This window comes from Roseateles saccharophilus (assembly GCF_031458095.1).
Classification (GTDB): domain Bacteria; phylum Pseudomonadota; class Gammaproteobacteria; order Burkholderiales; family Burkholderiaceae_C; genus Pelomonas; species Pelomonas saccharophila_A.
In genome coordinates this window covers 455,322-481,153 of record NZ_JAVDXU010000004.1, presented here as the reverse complement: position 1 = coordinate 481,153, position 25,832 = coordinate 455,322, and the positions used below count along the sequence as shown (strand labels likewise).

The window sequence follows — 25,832 nt, the reverse complement described above, 5'->3', positions numbered from 1 at the left end:
GGCGCTCGGCCCGCAAACTTCAACCGACCCTGACTTGAAAAGCCTTTACGTCCGCATCTATCTGACCCTGGTCGCGCTGCTGCTGGCTTTTGCCTTCGGGTCGGCCTGGCTGTTCCAGCGCCATATCGAGCAGGAACGTGGCAACGTCGAGCTGGCGGCGGGCGAGAGGCTGAACGCGATGGCGGGCCTGCTCAAGCTCGCCCTGCCGCCGGTGACGGCGCCGCGCGAGGAGCAGGCCGCTGCCTTTGCCGATTGGGGCCTGCGCCTGCGCATGCCCATCGCGCTGGAGGATGCCGAGGGCAAGCGCATCGCGACGACGCAGATGTTCCAGCGCCGTGCCGACGACCCCGGCGCCATCATCGTCAGCGCCAATCTGGGCGATGGCCGCAGCCTGGAGATGGTGCGCACCGTGCGCCCGCCCAATGCCCCGGGCGCGGCCTCCGGCCCTGGAGGAGGCCCCGGGGCGCGGCCGCCGCGAGTGGACGAAGGCCCCTGGACCGGCCCCTGGCTGCACCGTCCGGTGTCGCCGGGCGCACCGGCGGTGTCGACGCTGGCCGTCGTGCTGGTGCTGCTCTTCATCGGTGTTGCCGCGGGTGCCTATCCCGTTGTGCGCCGTCTGACGCGCCGGTTGGAGGCCCTGAAAAGCGGCGTCGAGAAGTTCGGCGCCGGGCATCTGGGCCATCGCGTCGATGACGGCGGCCGCGATGAAGTGGCGGCCCTGGCGACCAGCTTCAACCAGGCGGCCGACCGCATCGAGACCCTGCTGCGCTCCCACCAGACCCTGCTGGCCAACGCCAGCCATGAGCTGCGCTCTCCGCTGGCGCGCTTGAAGATGGCCTTTGCGATGCTGGACGACGCCGCGCCGGCCCAGCGCCAGCGCCTGGCCCATGAAATCGACGTCAACATCGCCGAACTGGACGCCCTCGTCGAGGAGGTGCTGCTGGCCAGCCGCCTGGAGGCGGGCAGTGCCATCGGCGAAACCCATACGGTCGAGTTGCTGGCCCTGGGCGCTGAAGAGGCTGCACGTGCCGAAGCGGCCTTCGAACCCGAGACCGATTCCGCGCGCGTCGACGGCCAGGAACGCCTGCTGCGCCGTGCCCTGCGCAATCTGCTGGACAACGCACGCCGCTATGGCGGGCCCGAGGTGGAACTGGCGTTGCGGCCGGTGGCGGGGGGCTATGAATTCATCGTCGCCGACCGCGGCCCCGGCGTGCCGGCCGACCTGCGCGAGCGCATCTTCGAACCCTTCTACCGTCTGCCCGGTCACGCGGAGATGGCGGGCGGCGTCGGCCTGGGCTTGAGCCTGGTCAAGCAGATCGCCGAGCGCCATGGCGGCAGCGTGCGCTGCCTGGCGCGCGAAGGCGGGGGCAGCCGCTTCGTGCTGTTCCTGCCGACGGCGAAGGGCTAGTTATCGGTTCTCGTCGAAGACGCGCTTGAGCAGCAGGCTCAGCAGCAGCGCGGCCGTCATCAAGCCGGCCGTGGCCGCCTGCCAGAAGCCGACCGCACCAGCGCCGTCGCGGCCAAAGGCGAGGAAATAGCCGCCGCCAATGCCCAGGCCCCACAGCGCAACGACGTAGATGATCATCGGCAGCGTGGCCACCTGGTAGGCGCGCAGCACATAGGCCGCCACCGTCTGCAGCGCGTCGCCGAGGTGGAAGAACCAGACCCACACCAGCAGCGGCAGGGCCGCGGCGGCCGCCTCGGGGTTGGAGGTGTACAGGGCGACGATGGGCTCGCGGGCCAGGGCCACGATGGCGCCCAGGCCGGCCGCCACCAGCGTGGCCAGGGCCATCGCATGCCGGCCGACGATGCGCGCCTCGCGCTTCTGCTCGGCGCCCAGGTGCTGGGCCACCAGCGTCCCTGCGGCCGTGGCCAGCGCGAGGGCGGTCATGAACATCATCGCGACGAGATTGACGGCGATCTGGTGGCCGGCCACCGGCGTGGCGCCGAGGCGCGCGATGAAGAAGGCCATGAAGGTGAAGCCGGTCACCTCGACGAGGATGGAGCCGCCCATGGGCAGGCCCAGACGCACGAGGTCCCAGAGCTCGCGCCATTGCGGACGCGTCTGCCACAGGTGGGGAATCCGGAAGGGCCGGTAGAAGTCGTCGCGCCGCAGCAGGACGAGCACGGTCAGGGCCTGGGCCGTCATGGCGATGGCCGTCGCCCAGCCGCAGCCGGCCACACCCATGGCGGGGATGGGTCCCCAGCCGAACACCAGCATCGCGTTCAGCGGCACCTTGGCCGCCAGGCCGGTGAGCTGCATGGCCATGACGGCCTTGGGCCGGCTGACGGCCGTCGAGAAGCCGCGAAAGGCCGTAAAAAGCAGGGCCGCCGGCAAGGCGAAGGCCTCGGGGCGCGTGTAGGCGCGCACCTTGTGCGCCTGGGTCGCATCGAGCTGGGCCAGCCAGATGAAGGGATCAGGGAACCACAGCAGCAGGCAGCCGGGCACACACAGCAGCACGGCCAGCCATTGCGCCTGCATGAAGCTGCGCCCGGAAGCCGGCAGGTCGTCCGCGCCGAACTGGCGGCCGGCAATCGGGCCGACGGCCAGCACCACCCCCATCAGGCCGACAAAGATGCTCACATAGGCCGCCGAGCCGACGGCGAGGGCGGCCAGGTCCTGCGGGCCGACGCGGCCCATCATCAGCGTGTCGACCGTGCTGAACATCATGACGGCGATCTGGCCGACCAGCACGGGCCAGGCCAGCGGCACGAGGCGACGGACGCTGTGGATGAAACGAATCCGGTTCATCGCGTGGCGCGCTCTGCGTAGCGGTTGAAGCGCCAGGCCGTGGCTTCCTGCGTGATGCGATGCCAGATCACGCGCTTCTCGAAGGGGTCCAGAGCGGGCCAATGCTGCACTTCGTCGAAGCTGCGGCCGCAGCCCTTGCAGACCGGGTCACCCTGGGCGGTGGAGCAGATGGCGATGCAGGGCGAGTCCGGCGTCGTGGCGTACCAGGCGAGCCAGGCGTCCAGGGCCTGGGGCTTGAGGGCGTCGGCGGCTATCTCGGTCGCGCGGCTCAGCGCCAGCAGGGCGTAGGCCTCGGCGAGTGCGCGCACTTCCGGGGCGGCGCTGATGCCGTCGACGGAGGGAGAACGCTCGCGCCACCAGTTGATGGCGGCCTCGAGGTCGGTGACATGGATGCTGGAGCTCAAGCCACCAGCCCCATGGCTGCACGCACCTCGCGCAGCGTCTTGCGCGCGACGGCGCGCGCGCGCTCGGTGCCGACCTCCAGCGTCCACTTCACCTGCTGCGGGTCCAGGGCCGCGGCGCGCTCGCGCCAGGGGGCCTGTTCCTTCTGAATGGCTTCAATCAGCGGCTGCTTGCAGTCCAGGCAGCCGATGGCCGCCGTGCGGCAGCCGCTGTCGCAGGCGGCGCGCGTCGCGTCGTCGCTGTAGATCTGGTGCAGCGGCCAGACGGGGCAGCGTGCCGGGTCGCCGGCATCGCTGCGGCGCACGCGTTGCGGATCGGTCGGCATGGTGCGGACTTTGGTGGCGACGACCTCGGGCTCGTCGCGCATCGCGATCGCGTTGTCCAGGCTCTTGCTCATCTTCTGGCCGTCCAGTCCAGGCACGCGAGCGGTCTCGGTCAACAGGGCCTGGGGCTCGACGAAGACGGGCGCGGCCTCGGCATAGAGGCGGTTGAAGCGGCGCGCGACCTCGCGGGTCACTTCGACGTGGGCGGCCTGGTCTTCACCGACCGGCACGCCGGCCGGCTTGTACATGAGGATGTCGGCCGCCTGCAGCAGCGGGTAGCCGAGGAAGCCATAGGTGGCCAGTTCGGGGTCGGCGGCGACCTGGTCCTTGTAGCTGGGCATGCGCGCCAGCCAGGAGGAGGGCGTGCACATGGCCAGCAGCGTGAACAGCTCGGCATGCTCGGGCATGCGGCTTTGCAGGAACAGCGTGCAACGCTCGGGGTCGATGCCGGCGGCCAGCCAGTCGGTGACCATCTCATAGACATGGCGGGTCAGCGTCTCGCCGCTGGGGCGCTGGGTGGTCAGCGCATGCCAGTCGGCGACGAAGAAGAAGCAGTCGTGGCTGTCCTGCAGCTTCACCCAGTTCTTCAGGGCGCCGTGGTAGTGGCCCAGGTGCAGGGCGCCGGTCGGGCGCATGCCGGAAAGCATGCGCAGGCGGGTGAGGGTGGGTGTCGTCGACATGGGGCGCGGATTGTCGTTCAAGGGGCCCCGGATCGCCCGCCCCCTAAACTGCCGCCCCATGAAGAGGCTGGTGATTCTGATTTCCGGGCGTGGCTCCAACATGGAAGCCATCGTGAAGGCCTGCAAGGCCGAGGGCTGGCCGGCCGAGGTCGCGGCCGTCGTCAGCAACCGGCCGGATGCCGGCGGGCTGCAGTTCGCCGCGGCGCACGGCATTGCGACCGCCGTCGTCGACCACAAGGCCTATGGCAGCCGCGAGGATTTCGACGCCGAGCTGGCGCGGGTCATCGACGGCTTCTCACCCGACCTCGTCGTGCTCGCGGGCTTCATGCGCATCCTGACGCCGGGCTTCACGGCCCGCTACGCGCGCCGCATGCTCAACATCCACCCCTCGCTGCTGCCCGCCTTCACGGGCCTGCATACCCATGAGCGGGCCATTGAGATGGGCTGCAAGGTCGCCGGCGTGACGGTGCACTTCGTGACCGCCGAGCTCGACCATGGCGCCATCGTCATGCAGGCCGCCGTGCCGGTGCTGGCGGGCGACGACGCCAAGTCGCTGTCGGCCCGCGTGCTGACGGCCGAGCACCGCATCTATCCGCAATCGGTGCGCTGGTTTGTCGAGGATGCGCTGGTGTGGAGCGGCGAGGTGGTGAGCCATCGCAGCGGCGCGGCGCAGCACCTCTTCCTCAGCTGATCAGGCCGGCCAGGATATTGATGGAAAGAGCCAGCACGCCGGTATTGAAGACAAAGGCGAGCAAGGCCTGGACCAGCACCAGGCGCCGCATGGCCCGCGAGCTGACGCAGACGTCCGAGGTCTGCGAGGTGGCGGCGACGGTGATGGAGAAGTAGAGGAAGTCGCCATAGTCCGGCGGCCCTTCCTCTTCACCCGGGAACTCCAGTCCATGCGAAGCCTTCCCCCCGCCGTGGTACAGGCTGGCATAGGCGATCCCGAACTCCACCGGCAGCAGCAGCCAGGAACCGGCGACGGTCGTCAGGGCAAGCAGCACATAGCGCGGATCGTGCTGCTGGCGCGCCGCCTGCAGCTCCAGCGTGATCGCGGCCAGGCTGGCCAATGCGCCCAGCACGGCGAGCACCAGGATCACCCGCACGCCTTCGTTGAGCCGGCGCGCGTTGGCCTGCACATCTGTCGAGCCGGCGCGGCCCAGCATCATCCACAGCGCCAGCGGCAGATAGATCCAGATGACGAGATTCCAGCCAATCAGCAGCCGGGTCTGCAGGCTCATCATGCCGGGCCAAGCCGCTGCCAGTGCGCTGCCCACAAGGATGGCCGTCAACAGGCGCGGGCGCAGGCGCAGCTGGGTCCAGAGCTTCATTCGGAGGTTGGGATAATGCGGCGATGCATCCTAATGCCCTGCTGGAGCTGTGCGCCGAGCTGATCGCCGCCGTCAACAAGCTCGACGCGCCGGCCGACGCCACCGTTTCGGCCTTCTTCCGTCAACACAAGAACCTCGGCCAGCGCGAACGCGCGAGTCTTGCCGAAACCGTCTATGCGCTGCTGCGCGAGCGGCTCAAGTTCCAGAACCTGGCCCAGAGCGGCAGCGGCCCGATGCCGCGCCGCCTGGCCATGCTCGCCTGGCGTGGCAGCGACACCTTCCTGCGCGGCGCGCTGAGTCCGGTCGAGCAGCAATGGCTGCAGCAGGTGACGTCGATCGACACGCAAAGCCTGGCACCCAAGCTGCGCCACAACATGCCAGACTGGCTGGCCGAGCCCCTGCTGGCCCGCCTGGGCGAGGATGAATTCTGGAAGCTGGCCACTGCGTTGAACGAAGCGGCGCCGCTGGACCTGCGCGTCAACACGCTCAAGCTCAAGCGCGAGGAGGCCCAGGCCCAGCTCAAGGCGGCTGGGATCGAAGCGGCGCCGACACCGCACTCGCCGATCGGCCTGCGCATCGACGGCAAGCCCGCCCTGAACAAGCTGGAGCTGTTCACCAACGGCAGCATCGAGGTGCAGGACGAGGGCAGCCAGCTGCTGGCCCTGCTGCTGGCGCCCAAGCGCGGCGAGATGGTCGTGGACTTCTGCGCCGGTGCCGGCGGCAAGACCCTGGCCCTGGGAGCCGCGATGCGCAATACCGGGCGCCTCTATGCCTTCGACGTCTCGGGCCACCGCCTGGACGCGCTCAAGCCCCGGCTGGCGCGCAGCGGCTTGTCCAATGTCTACCCGGCCCAGATCGCCCATGAGCGCGACGACCGCATCAAGCGTCTGGCTGGCAAGATCGACCGCGTGCTGGTCGACGCCCCCTGCTCAGGCCTGGGTACGCTGCGCCGCAATCCCGACCTGAAATGGCGCCAGTCGCCCCAGGCGGTGACGGAGCTGCAGGCCAAGCAGCGCGCCATCCTGGCCAGCGCCGCCCGCCTGGTGAAGCCGGGGGGGCGCCTGGTCTATGCCACCTGCAGCCTGCTGGATGCCGAAAACGAGGTGATTGCGGCCGAATTTGCCGCCGCCCACCCCGACTTCAAGCCGCTGCCGGCGGATGAAGCGCTGGTCAAGGCCCAGGTCGAGGGCGCCGGCGAACTCGTGGAAAACGGCGCACTGCGGCTGTGGCCCCACCGACACGCCACGGACGGATTTTTCGCCGTCGCCTGGGAGCGCCAGGGTTGACCCGGATCAAATAACGCGTCGATTCACACGGCATCGCCTGAATGCGGTGCGCTGATCCCCTTGTTTTTGGGGGCCTTCCCCTACAATTGACATTCCTTTGCATGGCCGCTTCGGCCGGAGTCTTGGACGCATGAACGACATCCTGAACGCGCTGATCGACTGGGTGGGCTCCGGCCTGCTGGGCCTCAGCGCCTGGCAATTGGTGATCTATACGCTGGTCGTGACCCACATCACGATCGCATCGGTCACCATCTTCCTGCATCGTGCCCAGGCTCATCGCGCCTTGGATCTCGGTCCCATCCCGTCGCACTTCTTCCGCTTCTGGCTGTGGATGACGACCGGCATGGTCACCCGCGAGTGGGTCGCCATCCACCGCAAGCACCACGCCAAGTGCGAAACCGAGGAAGACCCCCACAGTCCGCAGACCCGTGGCCTGAAGAAGGTCATGGCCGAGGGCGCCGAGCTGTATCGCGCCGAGGCCAAGAACGCCGAAACCATCGCCAAGTACAGCCGCGGCACGCCCGACGACTGGATCGAGCGCAATGTCTACCTCAAGCACAGCGCGCTCGGCGTGTCTCTGCTGCTGATCATCAACGTCGCTCTGTTCGGTGCCATCGGCGCGACCATCTGGGCCATCCAGATGGCCTGGATCCCCTTCTGGGCCGCCGGCGTCATCAACGGCATCGGTCACTACTGGGGTTATCGCAACTTCGAGGCGCCCGATGCCTCGACCAATCTGACGCCCTGGACGCTGATCGTCGGCGGCGAAGAGCTGCACAACAACCACCACACCTACCCGACCTCGGCCAAGTTCTCGGTCAAGCCCTATGAGTTCGACATCGGCTGGATGTATATCCGTGGCCTGGAGATGCTGGGTTGGGCCAAGGTCCGCAAGACCGCTCCCAAGCTGAGCCTGGGCGAGATCAAGCCGGCCGACGCCCGCACACTCGAGGCACTGATCGCCAACCGCTACGAAGTCATGGCCACCTATGCCCGTGGCCTGAAGGCGGCCTGCGCCGCCGAGCTGGCCAGGATCAAGGCCGAAGGCGGCAAGCACAGCGCCCGCTTCGCCGAGTTCAAGCAGGCCCAGCGCTGGCTGCACCGCGACGAAGACCGTATTCCGGCCGCCGTCCAGGGCGACCTGGCCAATGCCCGTGCCGCCAGCCCGGTCATCGACAAGCTGGTGACCATGCGTGAAGAGCTGCGCCAGATGTGGACCCGCACCAATGTGTCGGCCGAGCAGCTGGTGGCTGATCTGCAGGCTTGGTGCCGCCGCGCCGAGGAAAGCGGCATTGCCGAACTGCAGGCCTTCTCGATGCGCCTGCGCGCTGCTCACGCCTGAGCCACCGTTTCTCCAAGTAAAGGGCGCCCCGCGGGGCGCCCTTTTTTCTCGGCTGGCCTAGACTCGGGGTATGCAGTCACTGAACGTTAGGAGGCTTGCCATGAAAACCCGCTGGATCGCTCTGAGCCTGTTGGCGCTGGCCGCTGCCGCGCACGCCGATGTGCAGGTGAATTTCTTGAATCCCGAGAAATTCACGGACATCAAGGACAACAACGGCTTCAAGCAGATGGACGTGCTGAAGGACATCGAGGCCTATCTGGTCGAGCAGACTGGCAAACGCCTGCCGGGCCGCGATGTGCGCATCGACGTGACCGATGTGGACCTGGCCGGTGAGGTCGAACCCTTTGGCCGACGCATGCAATGGCTGCGCGTGATGCGCACGGTGACGCTGCCGGGGATGAGCTTCCACTACGAGGTGCGCGAAGGCGGCAAGGTCGTCCAGCAAGGCGAAGCCAAGTTGCGCGACATGAATTATCAGGAGGGCTTCAACAGCTTCTCCGGCAGCGACCCGCTGCGGTATGAAAAGCGCATGCTGGATCGCTGGATGCAGAAGGAATTCGGCACCAAGGTCGCTTCTTCCAACTGAGCAGCCCGCCGCTCGGCCCCAAAAGCAAAAACCCGCCAGCGTTGCCGCTTGGCGGGTTTTGTTTTGCTGAGAGAGCAGGGTGGCCAGGCCACCCGGTGCATCACTTCAGCTTGATTTCCTTGTACAGGACGTGCTTGCGCGCCTTGGGGTCGAACTTCATGAATTCGAGCTTTTCGGGCGTGGTCTTCTTGTTCTTGTTCGTCGTGTAGAAGTGGCCGGTGCCCGCAGTGGACTCCAGCTTGATCTTTTCGCGGCCGCCTTTGGATGCCATGGTCGTATTCCTTTAGTGAGTCAGTGAACGACGATCAGAGCTCGCCCTTGGCGCGCAGATCGGCGACGACTTGGTCGATGCCGACCTTGTCGATCAAACGCAGAGCGGCGTTCGTGATGCGCAGGCGCACCCAGCGGTTTTCCGATTCCACCCAGAAACGGCGGTATTGCAGGTTCGGCAGGAACCGACGCTTGGTTTTGTTGTTGGCGTGGGAAACATTGTTCCCGACCATGGGCTTCTTGCCCGTGACTTGACAGACGCGTGCCATGACGCTTCTCCGGTTTGACTTCTCTGACCAGTTGCTCGGGAGAGCAACCCTTTGACCGCAAATGCCTGCTAGTTCCTCAGCCATAACTCGGTTCATGGCGTCGGATGCGGTCCATCCGGCAGGCAAGCCCGCGAGTATAGCGGAAAACCCCTGATCCGGCCAGCGACTTGAAGAACGGCTGAGATCAGCTGTTCTCCTGCTCCAGGAAACGCTGCGCGTCCAAGGCCGCCATGCAACCCGTGCCGGCGCTGGTGATGGCCTGGCGGTAGACATGGTCCTGCACGTCGCCGGCGGCGAACACGCCCGGCACGCTGGTCATGGTGGCGAAGCCGTTCAGGCCGCTCCTGGTGATGATGTAGCCGTCCTTCATCTCCAATTGACCCTTGAAGATGTCGGTGTTGGGCTGGTGGCCGATGGCGATGAAGCAACCGTGCACCGGGATGTCGGCCTTGCCGCCGTCCAGCGTGCTGACGGTGCGCACGCCGGTCACGCCGGAAGCGTCGCCCAGCACCTCGTCGAGCTGCTGGAAGAGATGCAGCACGATCTTGCCGGCAGCGGCCTTCTCATGCAGCTTGTCGACCAGAATGGGCTCGGCGCGGAACTTGTCGCGGCGGTGGATCAGGTGGACGGTGCTGGCGATATTGGACAGGTAGAGAGCCTCCTCGACGGCCGTGTTGCCACCGCCGACGACGCAGACTTCCTGGCCGCGGTAGAAGAAGCCGTCACAGGTGGCGCAACCACTGACCCCGCGGCCCATGAAGGCCTGCTCGGACTCCAGGCCGAGGTATTTGGCCGAGGCGCCGGTGGCGATGATGAGGGCGTCGCAGGTGTAAGTGCCACTGTCGCCGGTCAGCGTGAAGGGGCGCTTGGAGAAGTCGACCGCGTTGATGTGGTCGAAGACGATCTGGGTCTGGAAGCGCTCGGCGTGTTCCTGGAAGCGCTGCATCAACTCGGGGCCTTGCACGCCCATCACGTCGGCCGGCCAGTTGTCGACCTCGGTCGTGGTCATGAGCTGACCCCCTTGGGCCATGCCGGTGATCAGCGTAGGCTTGAGATTAGCCCGGGCGGCATAGATGGCGGCGGTGTAGCCGGCAGGGCCGGAGCCGAGGATGAGCAGGCCGTGGTGTTGGGTCGTAGCGGTCATGGCGGGGAAGATGAGGACGGGTCGGCGGCTCTCAAGGTAGTCTTAGGGGTGAAAACCCCGGCCTAACCCGGTGCGACGGAGCCTGCCGCGTGTGCACAATGCACGCCATTTTAGGCAGGCGCATTTATTCGCGTCGGCCTGGGGCCCAAACCTGGAGACTGCATATGGCGATGATTTCCAACCTCGACCTGATCCGCCGGGTGCCGCTGTTCTCGATGCTGACGACCGATCAGGCCCAGTCCATCGCCGACAGCGTCGTCAAGCGCCGCTTCAAGCGCGGTGAACTGATCGTCGAGCAGGGCACCAAGTCCAACGCTCTCTTCATCTTGCTCAACGGTCGTGCCCGCGTGCTGACGGCCGACCACCGGGGGCGAGAGGTCATCTTGGCTGTGCTGCAGTCCGGTGACTATGTCGGCGAGATGAGCCTGATCGACAACGAGCCGCACTCGGCCACCGTCCGCGCCGAGGTCCAGACCGACATGCTGGTGCTGGGCCGCCTGGAGTTCGCGCGCTGCCTGCCCGAGAGCAGCAGCCTGTCCTACGGCATCCTGCGTGGCCTGGTGGCGCGCCTGCGCAATGCCGACCGCCAGATCGAGTCGCTGGCCCTGCTGGACGTCTACGGCCGCGTCGCGCGCACGCTGCTGGACATGGCCGAGGACGAGAAGGGCATCAAGCTCATCCGCGGCAAGGTCTCGCGCCAGGACATGGCCAAGGTCGTCGGCGCCTCGCGTGAGATGGTCAGCCGCGTCATGAAGGACCTGGAAGAACGCGGCGTCATTGAAACGCTTGAGAACGGTTCGGTCGTCATCAAGGAACGGCTGACCCACGATTGACGGCGACAATGCGGGGATGAGTTTTCCCCTCGGTTCCCTGCTGGGCGGCCCGGATGAGTCCAGAGCCGCCAGTGAAGCCGCCGCCCCCGCCAAACCTACCCGCCGCCAGGCGCCCAAGCGCGAGCCGGCGCCGCCGTCGGCCGCGTCGCGGCTGCTGCGCACGCCGCTGTGGCTAGCTCTGACGGCGCTTGTCCTCGCCCTGCTGGTGCTGGCCATGGCCACGCACGACCTGCGCGACGCCGCCTTCAGCACCAGCGGCCAGCGTGAGCTGGTCCACAACCGCATCGGCGGCTTCGGCGCCTGGGTGTCGGACGGCCTGCTCTTCATCTTCGGCTTCTCGGCCTGGTGGCTGCCCTTGCTGGCCCTGCGTGCCTGGCTGCGCAGCCTGGCCGGCCTGCTGCGCCATGACGTCGCCCCCGTGCCGCGCTGGAGCCAGCGCGCGCGCTGGTGGGCCGGCGTGCTGCTGCTGATCGGCGCGAGTTGCGCCCTGGAGTGGAGCCGCCTTTACGCCGTCGAGGCGCGCCTGCCCGGTCACGCTGGCGGCCTGCTCGGCTACACCCTCGGCCCGGTCGGCATGAAGGGCCTGGGCTTTGCCGGTTCGGGCGTCGTCTGGATCGTGCTGCTGCTGACCGGCATGTCCTGGGCCTTCCGCTTCTCCTGGGGCCACCTGGCCGAGCGCATCGGCGAGCGCATCGAGCAGCTGCGCGAGCAGCGCATCGAGAAGCGCGAGATCAAGGCCGACCAGAAGGCCGGCGAGCTGGCCGTCAAGGAGCGCGAGCAGGAGGTCGAGGTCGAGCGCCAGATCGAGCGCCAGGTCGAGGCCGAGCATGCGCCCCTGGTCATCGAAGCGCCCGTCGTCGAGGTGCCGCAGTCCACGCGCGTGGCCAAGGAGCGCCAGCAGACGCTGTTCGTCGATGCGGGCGACGCCAAACTGCCGCAGGTGGATCTGCTGGACGCCGCACCTGGCCGCCAGGAGACGGTGACGCCCGAGTCGCTGGAAATGACCAGCCGCCTCATTGAAAAGAAGCTGCGCGACTTCGGCGTCGAAGTGCATGTCGTCGCTGCGTCGCCCGGTCCGGTCATCACGCGCTACGAGATCGAGCCGGCCACAGGCGTGAAGGGCTCGCAGATCGTCGGCCTGGCCAAGGACCTGGCCCGGTCTTTGAGCCTCGTGTCCATCCGCGTCGTCGAGACCATCCCGGGCAAGAACTACATGGCCCTGGAGCTGCCCAATGCACGGCGCCAGACCATCCGCCTGTCCGAAATCCTCGGCTCCCAGGTCTATGCCGACGCCGCCTCGCAGCTGACCATGGGCCTGGGCAAGGACATCATCGGCCTGCCCATCGTGGCCGACCTGGCCAAGATGCCGCACTGCCTGGTGGCCGGCACGACCGGGTCGGGCAAGTCGGTGGGCATCAACGCGATGATCCTCAGCCTGCTCTACAAGGCCGAGGCCCGCGATGTGCGCCTCATCCTCATCGACCCCAAGATGCTGGAGATGAGCGTCTACGAGGGCATCCCGCACCTGCTGGCGCCGGTCGTGACGGACATGAAGCAGGCCAGCAATGCGCTGAACTGGTGTGTCGGCGAGATGGAGCGGCGCTACAAGCTCATGTCCAAGATGGGCGTGCGCAACCTGGCCGGCTACAACAAGAAGATCGACGAAGCCAAGGCCAATGGCATCAGCATCCCCAATCCCTTCGCGCTGAACAACGAAGAGCCGGAGCCGCTGGAGCGCCTGCCTTTCATCGTCGTCGTCATCGACGAGCTGGCCGACCTGATGATGGTGGTCGGCAAGAAGATCGAGGAATTGATCGCCCGCTTGGCGCAGAAGGCGCGCGCGGCCGGCATCCATCTGATCCTGGCCACGCAGCGCCCCTCGGTGGATGTCATCACCGGCCTCATCAAGGCCAACATCCCGACCCGGCTGTCCTTCCAGGTCAGCTCCAAGATCGACAGCCGCACCATCCTCGACCAGATGGGCGCCGAGGCGCTGCTGGGCATGGGCGACATGCTCTACATGCCTTCGGGCACCGGCCTGCCCATCCGCGTGCACGGCGCCTTTGTCAGCGACGACGAGGTGCACCGCGTTGTGGAGTACATCAAGTCCCAGGGTGAACCCAACTACATCGAAGGCATCCTCGAAGGTGGCGTGCTCGACGGCATCGACGGCGAAGCGCCGGCGCCAGGCGAGGCCAGCGGTGAGCAGGACCCCATGTACGACCAAGCCGTGGCTATCGTCCTACAACATCGCAAGGCGTCCATCTCCCTGGTGCAGCGCCATCTGCGCATAGGCTACAACCGCGCCGCGCGGCTGCTGGAGCAGATGGAGAACTCCGGGCTGGTCGGTGCCCTGGCCGCCAATGGCAGCCGCGAGCTGATTGTTCCGAAGCGAGACGAATGAAGAAATTTCTGTTGTCCCTGACATTGCTGGCCTGCGCCGCGGCCCATGCCGATGCCGTCGACGCGCTGCGCAGCTTTGCCAGCGAGGTCAAGAGCGGCAAGGCCAATTTCACGCAGACCGTGACCTCACCGGACGGCAAGCGCAAGAAGGTGTCGTCGGGCAGCTTCGAGTTCCAGCGCCCCAACCAGTTCCGCTTCGCCTACGCCAAGCCCTTCGAGCAGGTCATCGTCGCCGACGGCCACAAGGTCTGGATCTTTGATGCCGACCTCAACCAGGCCAGCTCCCGCAAGCTCAGTGATGCGCTGGGCGCTACGCCCGCGGCCCTGCTCGCCGGCACCAACATCGAACGCGATTTCACGCTGAAGGCCCAGCCTGCCGAGGGCGGTGTCGACTGGGTGCAGGCGGTCCCGAAGCAGGCCGAGTCCACCATCCAGTCCCTCAAGCTTGGCTTCAAGGGCAAGGAGCTGGCGGCCATGGAGATCGTCGACGGCTTTGGCCAGCGTTCGCGGCTGGACTTCAGCGCCGTGCAGGCCAATGTGCCGGTTGCCGCCGAGCGCTTCCAGTTCAAGCTGCCGGCCGGGGCCGATCTGATCGAGCAGTGAGTACCGCGTCTCTCTTCGACGCCGACCCGCCCGCGCAGCCGCTGGCCGAGCGCCTGCGCCCGAAGACGCTGGACGAGGTCATCGGCCAGCGCCATCTGCTCGGCCCCGGCATGCCGCTGCGTGCGGCCTTCGACGCGGGCCGGCTGCAGAGCATGATCCTTTGGGGCCCGCCGGGGGTCGGCAAGACGACGCTGGCGCGGCTGATGGCCGGCGCCTTCGACGCGCAATTCATTCCCATCAGCGCCGTGCTCGGTGGCGTCAAGGACATTCGCGAGGCCGTCGACCGCGCCCAGCTCGCGGCCCAGCAGGGCCGGCGCACGGTGCTGTTCGTCGACGAGGTGCATCGCTTCAACAAGGCCCAGCAGGACGCCTTCCTGCCGCATGTCGAATCGGGCCTCTTCACCTTCATCGGCGCGACGACCGAGAACCCGAGCTTCGAGGTCAACTCTGCTCTGCTGTCGCGCGCCCAGGTGCAGGTGCTGAAAAGCCTGGATGCCGAGGAGCTGCAGCAGCTGGTCGAGCGCGGCTCCGCCGAGCTGGGCATCGCCACGCCGACGAGGCAAGCCGCCGACCGCCTGATCGGCTATGCCGACGGCGATGCGCGGCGTCTCTTGAATGCGCTGGAGTCCGCCGCTTCACTAGCCAATGGCGCCCAGATCGACGAAGCCCTGCTGGAGCGGACGCTCGGCGAGCAGCTGCGCCGCTATGACAAGGGCGGCGACCAGTTCTATGACGTCATCTCGGCCCTGCACAAGTCCGTGCGCGGCAGCAGCCCGGACGGCGCGCTGTACTGGTTCGCGCGCATGCTGGACGGCGGCGTCGACGCCCGCTACATCTCGCGCCGCCTGATCCGCATGGCCAGCGAGGACATCGGCCTGGCCGACCCGCGTGCGCTGCGCATCACGCTGGACGCCGCCGACACCTACGAGCGCCTGGGCACGCCCGAAGGCGAGCTGGCCCTGGCCGAGGCCGTCGTCTATCTCGCCATCGCACCCAAGTCCAATGCCGTCTACAAGGCTTTCAACGCGGTCAAGGCCTTCATCAAGCAGGACCAGACCCGCCCGGTGCCCGAGCATCTGCGCAATGCGCCGACGCGGCTGATGAAGGACCTCGGCTATGGCAAGGCCTACCGCTATGCCCACGACGAGCCCAATGCCTATGCGGCCGGCGAGCAATACCTGCCCGACGGGCTGGAAGGCCAGCGCTGGTACGAACCGGTGCCGCGCGGCCTGGAGCTGCGCATTGCCGACAAGCTGGCTGAACTACGCCGGCTGGACGATGAAGCGACTTAGCGCGGCGCTGCTCGCGCTGTGTGCGATCGCCGCACAGGCAGCCGACGGCCCCACGCTCACGCGGGTGCGCGACACCGGCGTCATCGTCATCGGCTACCGGCCGGCGTCCCTGCCTTTCTCCTATCTCGACGCCCAGCTGCGCCCCACCGGCTACACGGTCGAGCTCTGCGACCGCATCGTCGCGGCTGTGCGGACCAAGCTGCAGCTGCCTGACCTGGAGGTGCGCCGCGTCGAGGTGGCCTCGGCCACCCGCATGCCCTTGGTCATCAACGGCACGCTGGATCTGGAATGCGGCATCACGACGCACACTGCCGAGCGGGCCCGCCAGCAGGCCTTTTCGCTGACCATCTTCATCGCCGAGACGCGGTTGATGACACGGGCCGCCGAGCGGGTGCAGGGCCTCTCGGACCTGCGCGGCCTGCCGGTCGCGTCCACCATCGGCACCACCAGCATCCAGCACCTCGCCAAGGTCAACGAGCAGCAGGGCCTGGGCATCCGCATCCTGGGCGGCCTGGATGATCCAGAGGGCTTCCAGCTGCTGCGCAGCGGCCGCGCTTCGGCCTTCCTGATGGACGACGTGCTGCTGCGTGCGCTGTTGGCCCAGCAGGGGCCGGGCGCCGACGACTACCGCATCTCCGACCAGGCCCTGACAGTGGAGCCCTATGCCATCGGCTTGCGCAAGGGCGACCCGCAGTTCAAGGCGCTGGTGGACGAGGTGCTGACCGGGCTCTACCGCAGCGGTGAGATCCATGCGATCTACCGCCGCTGGTTCGAGTCGCCGCTGCCCTCGCAGGGGCTCAATCTCAAGCTGCCCATGAGTGCGGCTTTTCGCCGCGTCATTGCCAATCCGACAGACTCGCCCGACCCCGAGAAATACCGCTGATCAGCGGAAGTCGTCCAGCACGATGCCGTGCCGGTTCAGCTTGTCATACAGCGTCTTGCGCGGCGTGCCCAGCAACTCCATGGCGGCGGGCACCTTGCCGTGGCAGCGGCGCAGGGCCTGCTCGATCAGCGTCTTCTCGACCAGGTCCATCTGCCGCGCGAGGTTGAGCGCCGGCACGGCCTGCAGGGCCGCTTGCGGATCGAGGTCGTCCAGAGCCAGCACGAAGCGGTCGGCGGCGTTGCGGATCTCGCGCACATTGCCGGGCCAGTCGTGGGCCATCAGCTCGCGCAGCTTCTCCGGCGTCAACTCGGGCGCGGCGCGCTCATAGCGTGCGCAGGCCTGGGCGACGAAATGCTCGAACAGCAGCGGGATGTCTTCGCGGCGCTCGCGCAGCGGCGGCAGCTGCAGCGTGGCGATGTTGAGGCGGTAGTAGAGGTCGCTGCGGAACTGCCCTGAAGCCGACTGCTCCTTCAGGTCGGACTTGCTGGCGGCGATGAAGCGCACATTGACCGGCACCTCCTCGTTGGAGCCGAGGCGCTCGACGCGCCTCTCCTGCAGCACGCGCAGCAGCTTGATCTGCAGCGCAATCGGCATGGTCTCGATCTCGTCCAGCAGCAGACTGCCGCCGTTGGCATGCTCGATCTTGCCGATGCGGCGCTTGGCGGCCGACGTGAAGGAGCCGGGTTCGTGGCCGAACAGCTCGCTCTCGAACAGCGCTTCCGGCAGGCCGCCGCAGTTGATGGCGACGAAGTGGCGGTCACGGCGCGCGCTCTGGTCGTGAAGGCAGCGCGCCACCAACTCCTTGCCGGTGCCGGTCTCGCCGACGATGAGGACGTCGGCCGAGGTGCCGGCCAGGTTCAGCACCTGGCGGCGCAATTGCTGCATGGCCGGCGACTGGCCGAGCAGCGCGGCCTCGATGCCGCTGGCGCGCTGCAGCTGGGTGCGCAGCTCATCGGCCGAATGGCGCAGCGTGCGCAGGTCCAGGGCCCGGCGGGCCACGTCCAGCAGGCGCTCGGGCGCGAAGGGCTTCTCGATGAAGTCGTAGGCACCGGCGCGCATGGACTGCACCGCCATGGTCACGTCGCCATGCGCCGTGATGAGGATGGTGGGAATGTTCGGGTCGGTGGCCTGCACATGGGCGAGCAGGGCGCGGCCATCCATGCCGGGCAAGCGCACATCGGTGATGACGACGATGGGCGCGCCGGCCTGGATGTGGGGCAGGGCCTCCTCGGCGCTGCGGCAGGGGACGACGGCCAGGCCTTCCAGCTCCAGCGTCTGCGTGAGGCTGACCCGCACCGGCAGGTCGTCCTCGACGAACACGACCTTGTAGCCTTCAAACATCTTGGCTCTCCCATGCTTCGACCGCGAGGTCGAATTCGAAACTCATGCCGTGCTCCAGGCGGCGGGCACGCAGGCTGCCACCAAACTCATTGACGATCTTGGCCGAAATCACCAGGCCCAGGCCCAGGCCTTCACCGGCCGGCTTGGTGGTGAAGAAGGGCTCGAAGAGATGGGGCAGCTGTTCGTCGCCGACGCCGGCGCCGCTGTCCTGCACCTGGACGAGGGCCCGCGCACCGCCGTCCTGTGCGGAGACCCGCACAAGCAGTCGGCGCTCGGCCTCGTTCTGCATCGCGTCGATGGCATTGCCGAAGAGATTGACCAGTACCTGCTCCAGCCGGTTGGCCTCGGCCCGCACGCGCAGGCCCGCGGGCACGTCGACCTCGATGGCAATGCCCAGCGCACGGCTGCGGTGCTCCAGCAGCACCTGGGCGTTGCGCACGCTGTCCAGCAGCAAGACGACGCCGGTGACCTGCTCGTCGGCCTTGCGCGCGAAGCTCTTCAGCTGGCGCGTGATCTGGCCCATGCGCTCGACCATGTCGTCCATCAGCTTCAGATTGGTGGCCACCGCATCCTGGCGGCCGCTCTCCAGCAGGCGCATGGAGTTGCGCGCCAGGGCCCGCAGTGCGGTCAGCGGCTGGTTGACCTCATGCGACAGCCCGGCCGACATCTGGCCCAGCACCGCGAGCTTGCTGGCCTGCAGCAGCTCGCCTTCGGTCTGCAGGCGCTGTGCGATCTGGGTCTTCAGCGCGTCATTGGTCTGGCGCAGCTCGGCCGTGCGGCTGTCCACCAGCTGTTCGAGCTGGGCATGGGCCTGTTGCAGCTCGGTCTGGGCGCGGGTGAGCTGGCGCAGGGCGCGTCGGCGCGACGACAGATAGAGCACCAGCAGGCCGATGCTGGCGCCAAAGGCCGCGCCGCCCCAGGCCGCGAGTTGGGCGCGCTGGCGCACCTCGGTCAGGTCGGACAAGGCCACCAGGCGCAGGCCCAGCGGCACGATGAGGCGCTGCTGAGCCAGCATGGCCTTGGCGCCCGGCGGGGGCAAGCTGACCTGCTGACCCTGGTGCACTTCCAGCGAGACCGGCAGGTCCAGGTCGGGGCCGATGGCCTGCGGGTAGCGCGCGCTAGCCTGCAAGGCCTGCCGGCGTGACGGGTCGGCATGGCCCAGCACGGCGTATTTCCAGGCCTGCACCGAGCTCATGATGACGACGTCCTGGTCGTCGGCGATGAGGATGCGCTCGTTCTGCGAGCGCAGGCCGAGATCGATCCAGGTCGCCTCCAGCGGCGCGAGGTTGAAGCGCACGACGATGACGCCACTGTTCTGGCTGGCCTGGCGCAAAGGGTGCAGCAGGTAGAAGTCGGTGCTGCCCGTGTTGGGATCGGCGGCGAAGAAATGGGTGCGGCCCTGGGCCAGGGCCTCGGCGAGGCGGGCCGGGGGCGTCAGCACCTCGCTGGCCGACAAGACCTGGCCCTGGGCGTCGGCGACGAAGAGCTGGTGGGTGCCGGCGCGCACATTGACGCGGGCCAGCATCTGGCTGGCGGCGCGGCGCGCCGCGGCGTCGTCGGGGGCCTGCATCAGGGCCTGCAGCGTCGGCGCGATGGCCAGCAGGCTGGGCAGGGAGGCGTGGCGGCCCAGCTCGGCGGCCAGGTTGGAAGCGTAGAGCTCCAGCCTCTCGGTGCTCAGCGCCGACAGCTGCTCGCGGCCGCTGCGTTCACTCAAGCGGTGCGCGAGCACGAAGCCGAGCACCATCAGCAGGCCGGTCAGGAAGAGATGGAAGCCCGGCCGGCTCAGCAGGCGGATCAGGCGCAGCGCGCGCGGACGAAGGGAGGCAGGCACAACCATGGCAGGGGCCGTGTAGTTTGCCCATCGCGGGCGCCACAAGACAGGCCCGCAACCAGTTTTTTCGACCTTGGCGGAGAACCGCTCGCGCGCGCTGCGGTTTGTGCGGATTTCCGCCCAGTTTTCGGGGGCCGACACTCGTGAAATCTGACCAGGCCCGCCCCCGTGGGGCGGAGCTAACGGTCGGCCGTTTCATACCGTCGGTGAATACCCTTGAAACGCCGTCATTGGCACGAGGGTTGCGATTTAACGCTGGTCGCGTGGCGCATGCTGCGCCCAACAATTATTCCTGGAGCCCTCATGGAGACTCTGATTCAACAGATCATCAACGGCCTGGTGCTGGGGAGCATGTATGCCCTCGTCGCCCTGGGCTACACGATGGTCTACGGCATCATCAACCTCATCAATTTCGCCCACGGCGAAATCCTGATGGTCGGCGCCATGGTCAGCTGGACGCTGGTCACGCTGTTGGCGGATTCCGGCATCCCCGGCTGGCTGCTGATGCTGATCGGCCTCGCGGCCGCCATCATCGTCTGCGCCACCTTGAACTTCGCGGTCGAGAAGATCGCCTACCGGCCGCTGCGCAATGCACCGCGCCTGGCGCCGCTGATCACCGCCATGGGCATGTCGCTGCTGCTGCAGGTGCTGGCGATGATCATCTGGAAGCCCAATCCCAAGCCTTTCCCGCTGCTGCTGCCGACGACGCCGTTTGATTTGGGCGGCCCCGTCATCACCGTCACGCAGTGCCTGATCCTGGGCCTGACGGTCTGCATCCTGGCCGGCCTGATGTATCTGGTGAACTACACCAAGCTGGGCCGCGCGATGCGCGCCACCGCCGAGAACCCGCGCGTGGCCGGCCTGATGGGCGTCAAGCCCGACTTCATCATCTCCACCACCTTCGTCATCGGCGCCGCGCTGGCCGCTGTTGCCGGCCTGATGTGGGCGGCCAATTACGGCACGGTGCAGCACACCATGGGCTTCATGCCCGGCCTGAAGGCCTTCACGGCCGCGGTGCTGGGCGGCATCGGCAATCTGGCCGGCGCCGTCGTGGGTGGCGTGCTGCTGGGGCTGATCGAGGCCATCGGCGCGGGCTACCTCGGTGACCTGACCGGCGGCGTGCTGGGCAGCCACTACGCCGACATCTTTGCCTTCATCGCCCTCATCCTCGTGCTGACGCTGCGCCCCTCGGGCCTGCTCGGCGAGCGTGTGGCCGATCGCGCCTGAAGGGAGACAAGACATGGACAGCAAGAAAATCTTCACCTTCCTGGCGGCCGCCATCGGCCTGCTCGTCGTGCCCCTGTTCGCACAGCAGCTCGGCAACGGCCCGGTCCGCATCATCGACCTGGCCCTGCTGTATGTGCTGCTGGCCCTTGGGCTCAACATCGTGGTCGGCTACGCCGGCCTGCTGGACCTGGGCTACGTCGCCTTCTACGCGGTCGGCGCCTATATGTTCGCGCTGATGGCCAGCCCGCACCTGAGCGAGAACTTCGAGGCCATCCGGGCCGCCTTCCCCGAGGGCCTGCACTCGCCGATCTGGCTGGTCATCCCGGCCGGGGCGGCCCTCGCCGCCTTCTTCGGCGTGATGCTGGGGGCGCCGACGCTGAAGCTGCGCGGCGACTACCTGGCCATCGTGACGCTGGGCTTCGGCGAAATCATCCGCGTCTTCCTGAACAACCTGGAGTACCCGGTCAACGTCACCAACGGGCCGCGCGGCATCGGTCAGATCGACTCCTTCCACATCTTCGGTGTCAACCTCGGCAAGTCCTGGGAGGTGTTCGGCTTCACGCTGCCCTCGGTGACGCTGTACTACTACCTCTTCCTGGCCCTGGTGGTGGCGGGCGTGGTGATCTGCTATCGCCTGGAGAACTCCCGCATCGGCCGCGCCTGGATGGCCATCCGCGAGGACGAGATCGCTGCCAAGGCCATGGGCATCAACACCCGCAACCTCAAGCTGCTGGCCTTCGGCATGGGCGCCACCTTCGGCGGCGTGTCGGGCGCCATGTTCGCGAGCTTCCAGGGCTTCGTGTCGCCCGAGTCCTTCAGCCTGCAGGAGTCGGTCATGATCGTCGCCATGGTGGTGCTGGGCGGCATCGGCCACATCCCCGGCGTCATCCTCGGCGCGCTGATGCTGTCGGCCCTGCCCGAGGTGCTGCGCTATGTCGCCGGCCCGCTGCAGCAGATGACCGATGGACGGCTGGACGCGTCCATCCTGCGCCAGCTGCTCGTGGCCCTGGCCATGATCGGCATCATGCTGGCCCGCCCGCGCGGCCTGTGGCCCTCGCCCGAGCACGGCAAGGTCGCACCGCCGGCAGCCAAGTGAGGGGAGGGACAACATGAGCATCCACGACAACATCGTTCTCAACGTCAGCGGCGCGTCCAAGCGTTTCGGCGGCGTGCAGGCCCTGTCCGACGTCGGCATCCAGATCCAGCGCGGCCAGGTCTACGGCCTGATCGGCCCCAACGGCGCCGGCAAGACCACCTTCTTCAACGTCATCACGGGCCTGTATGTGCCGGACGGCGGCAGCTTCTCCCTGGGCGGCACGCCCTACACGCCGCAGGCCGTGCACCAGGTCGCCAAGGCCGGCATCGCGCGCACCTTCCAGAACATCCGTCTGTTTGCCGACATGACGGCCATCGAGAACGTCATGGTCGGGCGCCACATCCGCACCAAGTCGGGCCTCATCGGCGCGGTGTTCCGCACGCCCAAGTTCAAGGCCGAGGAGGCCGCCATCAAGGCGCGTGCCCAGGAGCTGCTGGACTATGTCGGCATCGGCAAATACGCGGACTACAAGGCGCGCACGCTGAGCTACGGCGACCAGCGCCGCCTGGAGATCGCCCGGGCTCTCGCCACCGACCCCCAGCTGATCGCGCTGGACGAGCCGGCCGCCGGCATGAACGCGACCGAGAAGGTCGTGCTGCGCGAGCTGATCGACCGCATCCGCAATGACGGCCGCACCATCCTGCTGATCGAGCACGATGTGAAGCTGGTCATGGGCCTGTGCGACCGCGTCACGGTGCTGGACTACGGCAAGCAGATCGCCGAAGGCACGCCGGCCGAGGTGCAGAACAACGAGAAGGTGATCGAGGCCTACCTCGGCGCCGGCCACAAGCCGCATTGAGAGGGAAGAACGACATGGCAGAAGCAAAGCAAACCCTGCTCAAGGTCAGCGGCCTGAAGGTGGCCTATGGCGGCATCCAGGCCGTCAAGGGCGTCAGCTTCGAGGTGCGCGAGGGCGAACTGGTGTCGCTGATCGGCGCCAACGGTGCCGGCAAGACGACGACGCTGAAGGCCGTCACCGGCCTGCAGCCGATTGCCGCCGGCAGCGTGGAATACCTTGGCAGGCCCATCAAGGGCCAGGGCGCCTGGGACCTGGCCAAGCAGGGCCTGGTCATGGTACCCGAGGGCCGCGGCACCTTCACGCGCATGACCATCACCGAGAACCTGCAGATGGGCGCCTACAACCGCAAGGACGGCGAGATCGAGTCCGACATGGACAAGGTCTTCGCGCTGTTCCCGCGGCTCAAGGAGCGTGCCAAGCAACTGGCCGGCACCATGTCCGGCGGCGAACAGCAGATGCTGGCCATGGGCCGCGCGCTGATGGCCCGTCCCAAGGTGCTGCTGCTGGACGAGCCCTCCATGGGCCTGTCCCCCATCATGGTGGACAAGATCTTCGAGGTCGTGAACGACATCCACCAGCAGGGCGTGACCATCCTGCTCGTCGAGCAGAACGCCAGCCGCGCCCTGCAGCTGGCCAACCGCGGCTATGTGATGGAGTCCGGCGAGGTGACGATGGACGGCGAGGGCCAGGCGCTCTTGAACGACCCCAAGGTCCGCGCGGCCTACCTCGGCGAATAAGAGATCCACCGCCCAAGAAAAAACGCCCGGCACTGCCGGGCGTTTGTTTTGGTGGATGGCGCTCAGAGGCTGGCCACCACGCTCACATCGGTCACGCCAGCTGCCACGCGCACGGTCCTGACGCTGGCCACCGGGCTGGCCGGCGCGGTGCCGCCGACCTGGCGCGCCACCTTCTTGAAGGTGCAAAGCATTTCCGTCTTGCTGACAGAAACGACGGCGTAGCCCTGGGCGTCGCTGTCGACATGCTTGATCCAGGGGTTGTTGACCGTCGGCGGCACGCCCGTCGTCGAGTTGGCGAAGGGGTTGAGGCGCTTGATGATTTCCGAGGCCGGCACGAGGTTGGCCGGGATGCCCAGGGCCGCGGCCAGCGACTGCTGGATCAGGCCGTAGAGGGTCATCGCGGCGGCCGACTTGCCGGCCACGGCCATGCTCGTGATCAGGCCCGCCACCAGCGTGCCCATGGTGCCGGCCTGGGTTTCGTCGAAGGTGTTGACGACGGCCCTGGACAGCGCGGCCGTCGGCGCGAAGGCCGCGGCCGGCACCTTGCCGGCAAGGATGGCGCCCTGCACGGCGGCCTGGATGGCGGCCGTGTTGCTCAGGTCGGTCACGCCGGCGGCGATGGCGATGGCCGCGCTCAGCATCTGGATGGCGATGGCTTCGGCCTCGAACTCGCTGGTGGCGACCAGGGGCTTGAGCGCGGCAAACGACGGTGTGCTGGCCGCGCCGTAGAAGTAGCTGAAATTGGAGTTGCTGGACACGCCGGCCGTGACGAGGTCGACCATGGCCGGCACGGGCGTGGCGGCGTCGTAGTCGGCCATGACCACGCCGGCATAGAAGGCGTGGATGTCACCGGTGACGGCCACCACGTTCTTCACGCCCTTGGCCAGCAGCTGGCCCATCAGGTATTTGCGCTCGGCGTTGAAGCCGTCCCACTGGTCGGCGTTCAACACGAACTTGGCCTTGAAGGCGGCCGGCGCGGCGGGGATCTTGTTGCCGTCGATGCCCATGCGCAACAGCGAGACCTCATTGCCCCAGACCTTCCATTGCGCGGTGGACGCCGTCATCGTCTGCACCCACCACTGGCGCTGCGCACCGCCCAGCACGCTGACCAGGGCCAGCGGGTCGGGCAGGGCGGCACCGGCGGCCAGCTTGGCGGCCTCCACGCCGGCCAGCGTCGCCTGCGGCACCATATAGCGCGCACCGATGGAGCCGACGGCCTGGCCCGTCAGCGGGCTGGGCGCCGCCTCGGGGATGAGGTGGTCGGCGCGGTAGAGGCGCTGGTCGGTCATGACCAGGTGCATCAGCTTGCCGAACTTCAGGTCGCGGTAGATGCGGATGCCGGTGATGCCCTGGCCGGGGTCCAGCGTGAAGCTGATATCGGCCGGCATGTTCTCGAACCAGGCCTGGTTGGCGGCCAGGCGGCGCGAGGTCTGGGCGGTGTTGTCGCCGACCTGCGTGGTCGCGTTGAAGCTGCCGTTGTCGTAGGTCTCGCGGTCCTGCCAGCAGTCGTCGCTGAACTCGTGGTCGTCCCAGACGGCCACGAACGCGAAGCGCTCGTGCAGGTTCTGCAGGCGGCGGTCGGTGCGGTAGCGCTTGTAGAGGTAGCGGTAGTCGGCGATGGTCGTCGCGTACTTGCCGCCGGTCGGCAGCGTCGTGCCGTTGGGCAGGGCCAGGGCCGCATGGGCGCTCTCGACGCCGCCGGCCTGGTAGTCGGCCCCCACGGCTTCGTAGATGTAGTCGCCCAGGTGGACGATGAAGTCGATGTTCTCGTTGGCCAGGCTGTCCATGCCGGCCCAGTGGTTCACGCTCCAGTCCTGGCAGGAGACGAAGGCGAAGTTCAGGCTGCTGTTGTCGGTGTCGGCAGCCGGGGCGGTCTTGAAGCGGCCCACGCGCGACGTGCTGCTGCCGGCGGTGAACTGGTAGTAGTAGACCGTGTCGGGCTTCAGGCCGCTGATGCGATGGCGCAGCGTGTGGTCGTAGAACTCGTAGACGGGCACGTCGGCGCTGGCGTCGGCCGTGCCGGTCAGGGCCGTCGTCGTGCCCAGCAGGGCGGCATTGCCGGCGGCACTGCTGATGCTGAGCTTGACGGTGTAGCTGCCGGCGCCAGCGGCGCTGGTCACGTCATCGGCCGAGCTCGGCACGACGCGGGCCCACAGCACGGCGCCGTCCGGCTTGGGGTCGCCCGAGGCGACCGACTGCGGGAACTTGAAGGTGCCGCTGGCGGCGGCCGTCGTGGGCAGCGGCGTGCTCGTGCCCGGGAAGGTGGCTGGCAGCGGCTGGATGGGGGCTCCGGCATCGCCACCACCGCCGCAGCCGACGAGGCTGGACAGGGCCGTGGAGGCGGTGATCAGGGCGCCCGCTTGAGCGGCGCTGCGGCGAAGAAAACTGCGGCGATCCATGAT

General features: G+C 67.6%; 24 protein-coding genes. 14 read left to right on the top strand and 10 right to left on the bottom strand.

Annotated features, from left to right (window positions below; translation table 11 throughout):
• Nucleotides 1-34 precede the first annotated feature (34 nt).
• Complete coding sequence (locus J2X20_RS24845; protein ID WP_310271186.1) at nt 35-1,408, top strand: sensor histidine kinase; 1,374 nt, start codon at nt 35-37, stop codon at nt 1,406-1,408.
• Here J2X20_RS24845 and J2X20_RS24840 read toward each other — a convergent pair whose 3' ends face one another.
• From J2X20_RS24840 to trpS, 3 genes are read right to left on the bottom strand one after another with little or no spacing between them, the layout of a single operon-like run.
• Entirely contained in the window at nt 1,409-2,752 is a 1,344-nt protein-coding gene (locus tag J2X20_RS24840; RefSeq protein ID WP_310271183.1) for an MATE family efflux transporter, read from the bottom strand.
• Nucleotides 2,749-3,156 carry a DUF3717 domain-containing protein gene (locus tag J2X20_RS24835; protein WP_310271180.1) on the bottom strand — a complete coding sequence of 136 codons (408 nt, stop codon included), beginning with the start codon at nt 3,154-3,156 and terminating at the stop codon, nt 2,749-2,751. Before J2X20_RS24835 ends, J2X20_RS24840 begins: the two co-directional genes overlap by 4 nt.
• Nucleotides 3,153-4,157, bottom strand: a complete 1,005-nt coding sequence (gene trpS / locus J2X20_RS24830) for a tryptophan--tRNA ligase (RefSeq protein WP_310271178.1) — start codon at nt 4,155-4,157, stop codon at nt 3,153-3,155. The genes J2X20_RS24835 and trpS overlap by 4 nt, the downstream gene beginning before the upstream one ends.
• A gap of 58 nt (nt 4,158-4,215) precedes the next feature.
• Between trpS and purN the strand changes: the two genes are divergently transcribed.
• The gene (gene purN / locus J2X20_RS24825; protein WP_409034198.1) at nt 4,216-4,848 is read left to right on the top strand and encodes a phosphoribosylglycinamide formyltransferase; all 633 of its coding nucleotides are present in this window, start codon (nt 4,216-4,218) and stop codon (nt 4,846-4,848) included.
• Here the strand turns inward: purN and J2X20_RS24820 are convergent.
• Nucleotides 4,841-5,488, bottom strand: a complete 648-nt coding sequence (locus tag J2X20_RS24820) for a DUF1345 domain-containing protein (RefSeq protein ID WP_310271175.1) — start codon at nt 5,486-5,488, stop codon at nt 4,841-4,843. The genes purN and J2X20_RS24820 overlap by 8 nt on opposite strands.
• Before the next feature lie 23 nt (nt 5,489-5,511).
• Between J2X20_RS24820 and J2X20_RS24815 the strand changes: the two genes are divergently transcribed.
• The 3 genes from J2X20_RS24815 to J2X20_RS24805 all read left to right on the top strand — a co-directional run bounded on the left by J2X20_RS24815 (nt 5,512) and on the right by J2X20_RS24805 (nt 8,702).
• On the top strand, nt 5,512-6,774 hold the full coding sequence (locus J2X20_RS24815; protein WP_310271171.1) for an RsmB/NOP family class I SAM-dependent RNA methyltransferase: 1,263 nt from the start codon (nt 5,512-5,514) through the stop codon (nt 6,772-6,774).
• Between the two features lie 130 nt (nt 6,775-6,904).
• Nucleotides 6,905-8,116, top strand: coding sequence for a DesA family fatty acid desaturase (locus tag J2X20_RS24810; RefSeq protein WP_310271167.1), 1,212 nt, complete (start codon nt 6,905-6,907; stop codon nt 8,114-8,116).
• Nucleotides 8,117-8,216: 100 nt separating this feature from the next.
• On the top strand, nt 8,217-8,702 hold the full coding sequence (locus J2X20_RS24805) for a DUF3016 domain-containing protein (protein ID WP_310271164.1): 486 nt from the start codon (nt 8,217-8,219) through the stop codon (nt 8,700-8,702).
• Nucleotides 8,703-8,802: 100 nt separating this feature from the next.
• Here J2X20_RS24805 and rpmG read toward each other — a convergent pair whose 3' ends face one another.
• From rpmG to trxB, 3 genes are all read right to left on the bottom strand, one after another.
• Nucleotides 8,803-8,973 (bottom strand): 50S ribosomal protein L33, encoded by a 171-nt coding sequence (gene rpmG, locus J2X20_RS24800; protein WP_025564431.1) that lies wholly within the window; start codon nt 8,971-8,973, stop codon nt 8,803-8,805.
• A 34-nt stretch (nt 8,974-9,007) separates the two neighbouring features.
• Nucleotides 9,008-9,241 (bottom strand): 50S ribosomal protein L28, encoded by a 234-nt coding sequence (gene rpmB / locus J2X20_RS24795; RefSeq protein WP_025564080.1) that lies wholly within the window; start codon nt 9,239-9,241, stop codon nt 9,008-9,010.
• A gap of 184 nt (nt 9,242-9,425) precedes the next feature.
• Nucleotides 9,426-10,385, bottom strand: a complete 960-nt coding sequence (gene trxB / locus J2X20_RS24790; RefSeq protein WP_310271150.1) for a thioredoxin-disulfide reductase — start codon at nt 10,383-10,385, stop codon at nt 9,426-9,428.
• A gap of 164 nt (nt 10,386-10,549) precedes the next feature.
• On the opposite strand from trxB, the gene J2X20_RS24785 reads away from it, so the two are divergent.
• Genes J2X20_RS24785 through J2X20_RS24765 form a run of 5 tightly spaced genes read left to right on the top strand, consistent with a single transcriptional unit; the run spans nt 10,550 to nt 16,399 of the window.
• Complete coding sequence (locus J2X20_RS24785) at nt 10,550-11,218, top strand: Crp/Fnr family transcriptional regulator (RefSeq protein ID WP_025564077.1); 669 nt, start codon at nt 10,550-10,552, stop codon at nt 11,216-11,218.
• A gap of 16 nt (nt 11,219-11,234) precedes the next feature.
• A complete protein-coding gene (locus tag J2X20_RS24780) occupies nt 11,235-13,622 on the top strand; it encodes a DNA translocase FtsK (protein WP_310271143.1) in 2,388 nt (795 codons plus the stop codon).
• Nucleotides 13,619-14,224 carry an outer membrane lipoprotein periplasmic chaperone LolA gene (gene lolA, locus J2X20_RS24775; RefSeq protein ID WP_310271141.1) on the top strand — a complete coding sequence of 202 codons (606 nt, stop codon included), beginning with the start codon at nt 13,619-13,621 and terminating at the stop codon, nt 14,222-14,224. Before J2X20_RS24780 ends, lolA begins: the two co-directional genes overlap by 4 nt.
• Complete coding sequence (locus J2X20_RS24770) at nt 14,221-15,516, top strand: replication-associated recombination protein A (RefSeq protein WP_310271139.1); 1,296 nt, start codon at nt 14,221-14,223, stop codon at nt 15,514-15,516. Before lolA ends, J2X20_RS24770 begins: the two co-directional genes overlap by 4 nt.
• Nucleotides 15,503-16,399 (top strand): amino acid ABC transporter substrate-binding protein, encoded by an 897-nt coding sequence (locus tag J2X20_RS24765; RefSeq protein ID WP_310271136.1) that lies wholly within the window; start codon nt 15,503-15,505, stop codon nt 16,397-16,399. The genes J2X20_RS24770 and J2X20_RS24765 overlap by 14 nt, the downstream gene beginning before the upstream one ends.
• Here J2X20_RS24765 and J2X20_RS24760 read toward each other — a convergent pair whose 3' ends face one another.
• Both J2X20_RS24760 and J2X20_RS24755 read right to left on the bottom strand, forming a co-directional pair.
• The gene (locus tag J2X20_RS24760; protein ID WP_310271135.1) at nt 16,400-17,740 is read right to left on the bottom strand and encodes a sigma-54-dependent transcriptional regulator; all 1,341 of its coding nucleotides are present in this window, start codon (nt 17,738-17,740) and stop codon (nt 16,400-16,402) included.
• Nucleotides 17,733-19,577, bottom strand: coding sequence for a sensor histidine kinase (locus J2X20_RS24755; RefSeq protein ID WP_310271133.1), 1,845 nt, complete (start codon nt 19,575-19,577; stop codon nt 17,733-17,735). The genes J2X20_RS24760 and J2X20_RS24755 overlap by 8 nt, the downstream gene beginning before the upstream one ends.
• 297 nt (nt 19,578-19,874) lie before the next feature.
• Here J2X20_RS24755 and J2X20_RS24750 point away from each other — a divergent pair, with 297 nt between their 5' ends.
• From J2X20_RS24750 to J2X20_RS24735, 4 genes are read left to right on the top strand one after another with little or no spacing between them, the layout of a single operon-like run.
• Nucleotides 19,875-20,798: a branched-chain amino acid ABC transporter permease gene (locus J2X20_RS24750; RefSeq protein WP_310271130.1), complete on the top strand. Its 924-nt coding sequence runs from the start codon at nt 19,875-19,877 to the stop codon at nt 20,796-20,798.
• Between the two features lie 13 nt (nt 20,799-20,811).
• A complete protein-coding gene (locus tag J2X20_RS24745) occupies nt 20,812-21,894 on the top strand; it encodes a branched-chain amino acid ABC transporter permease (RefSeq protein WP_310271127.1) in 1,083 nt (360 codons plus the stop codon).
• A 13-nt stretch (nt 21,895-21,907) separates the two neighbouring features.
• Nucleotides 21,908-22,693: an ABC transporter ATP-binding protein gene (locus tag J2X20_RS24740; RefSeq protein WP_310271125.1), complete on the top strand. Its 786-nt coding sequence runs from the start codon at nt 21,908-21,910 to the stop codon at nt 22,691-22,693.
• A 14-nt stretch (nt 22,694-22,707) separates the two neighbouring features.
• On the top strand, nt 22,708-23,430 hold the full coding sequence (locus tag J2X20_RS24735) for an ABC transporter ATP-binding protein (protein WP_310271123.1): 723 nt from the start codon (nt 22,708-22,710) through the stop codon (nt 23,428-23,430).
• Between the two features lie 62 nt (nt 23,431-23,492).
• Here the strand turns inward: J2X20_RS24735 and J2X20_RS24730 are convergent, their stop codons facing one another.
• Entirely contained in the window at nt 23,493-25,829 is a 2,337-nt protein-coding gene (locus J2X20_RS24730) for an alkaline phosphatase D family protein (RefSeq protein ID WP_310271121.1), read from the bottom strand.
• Nucleotides 25,830-25,832: the final 3 nt, after the last annotated feature.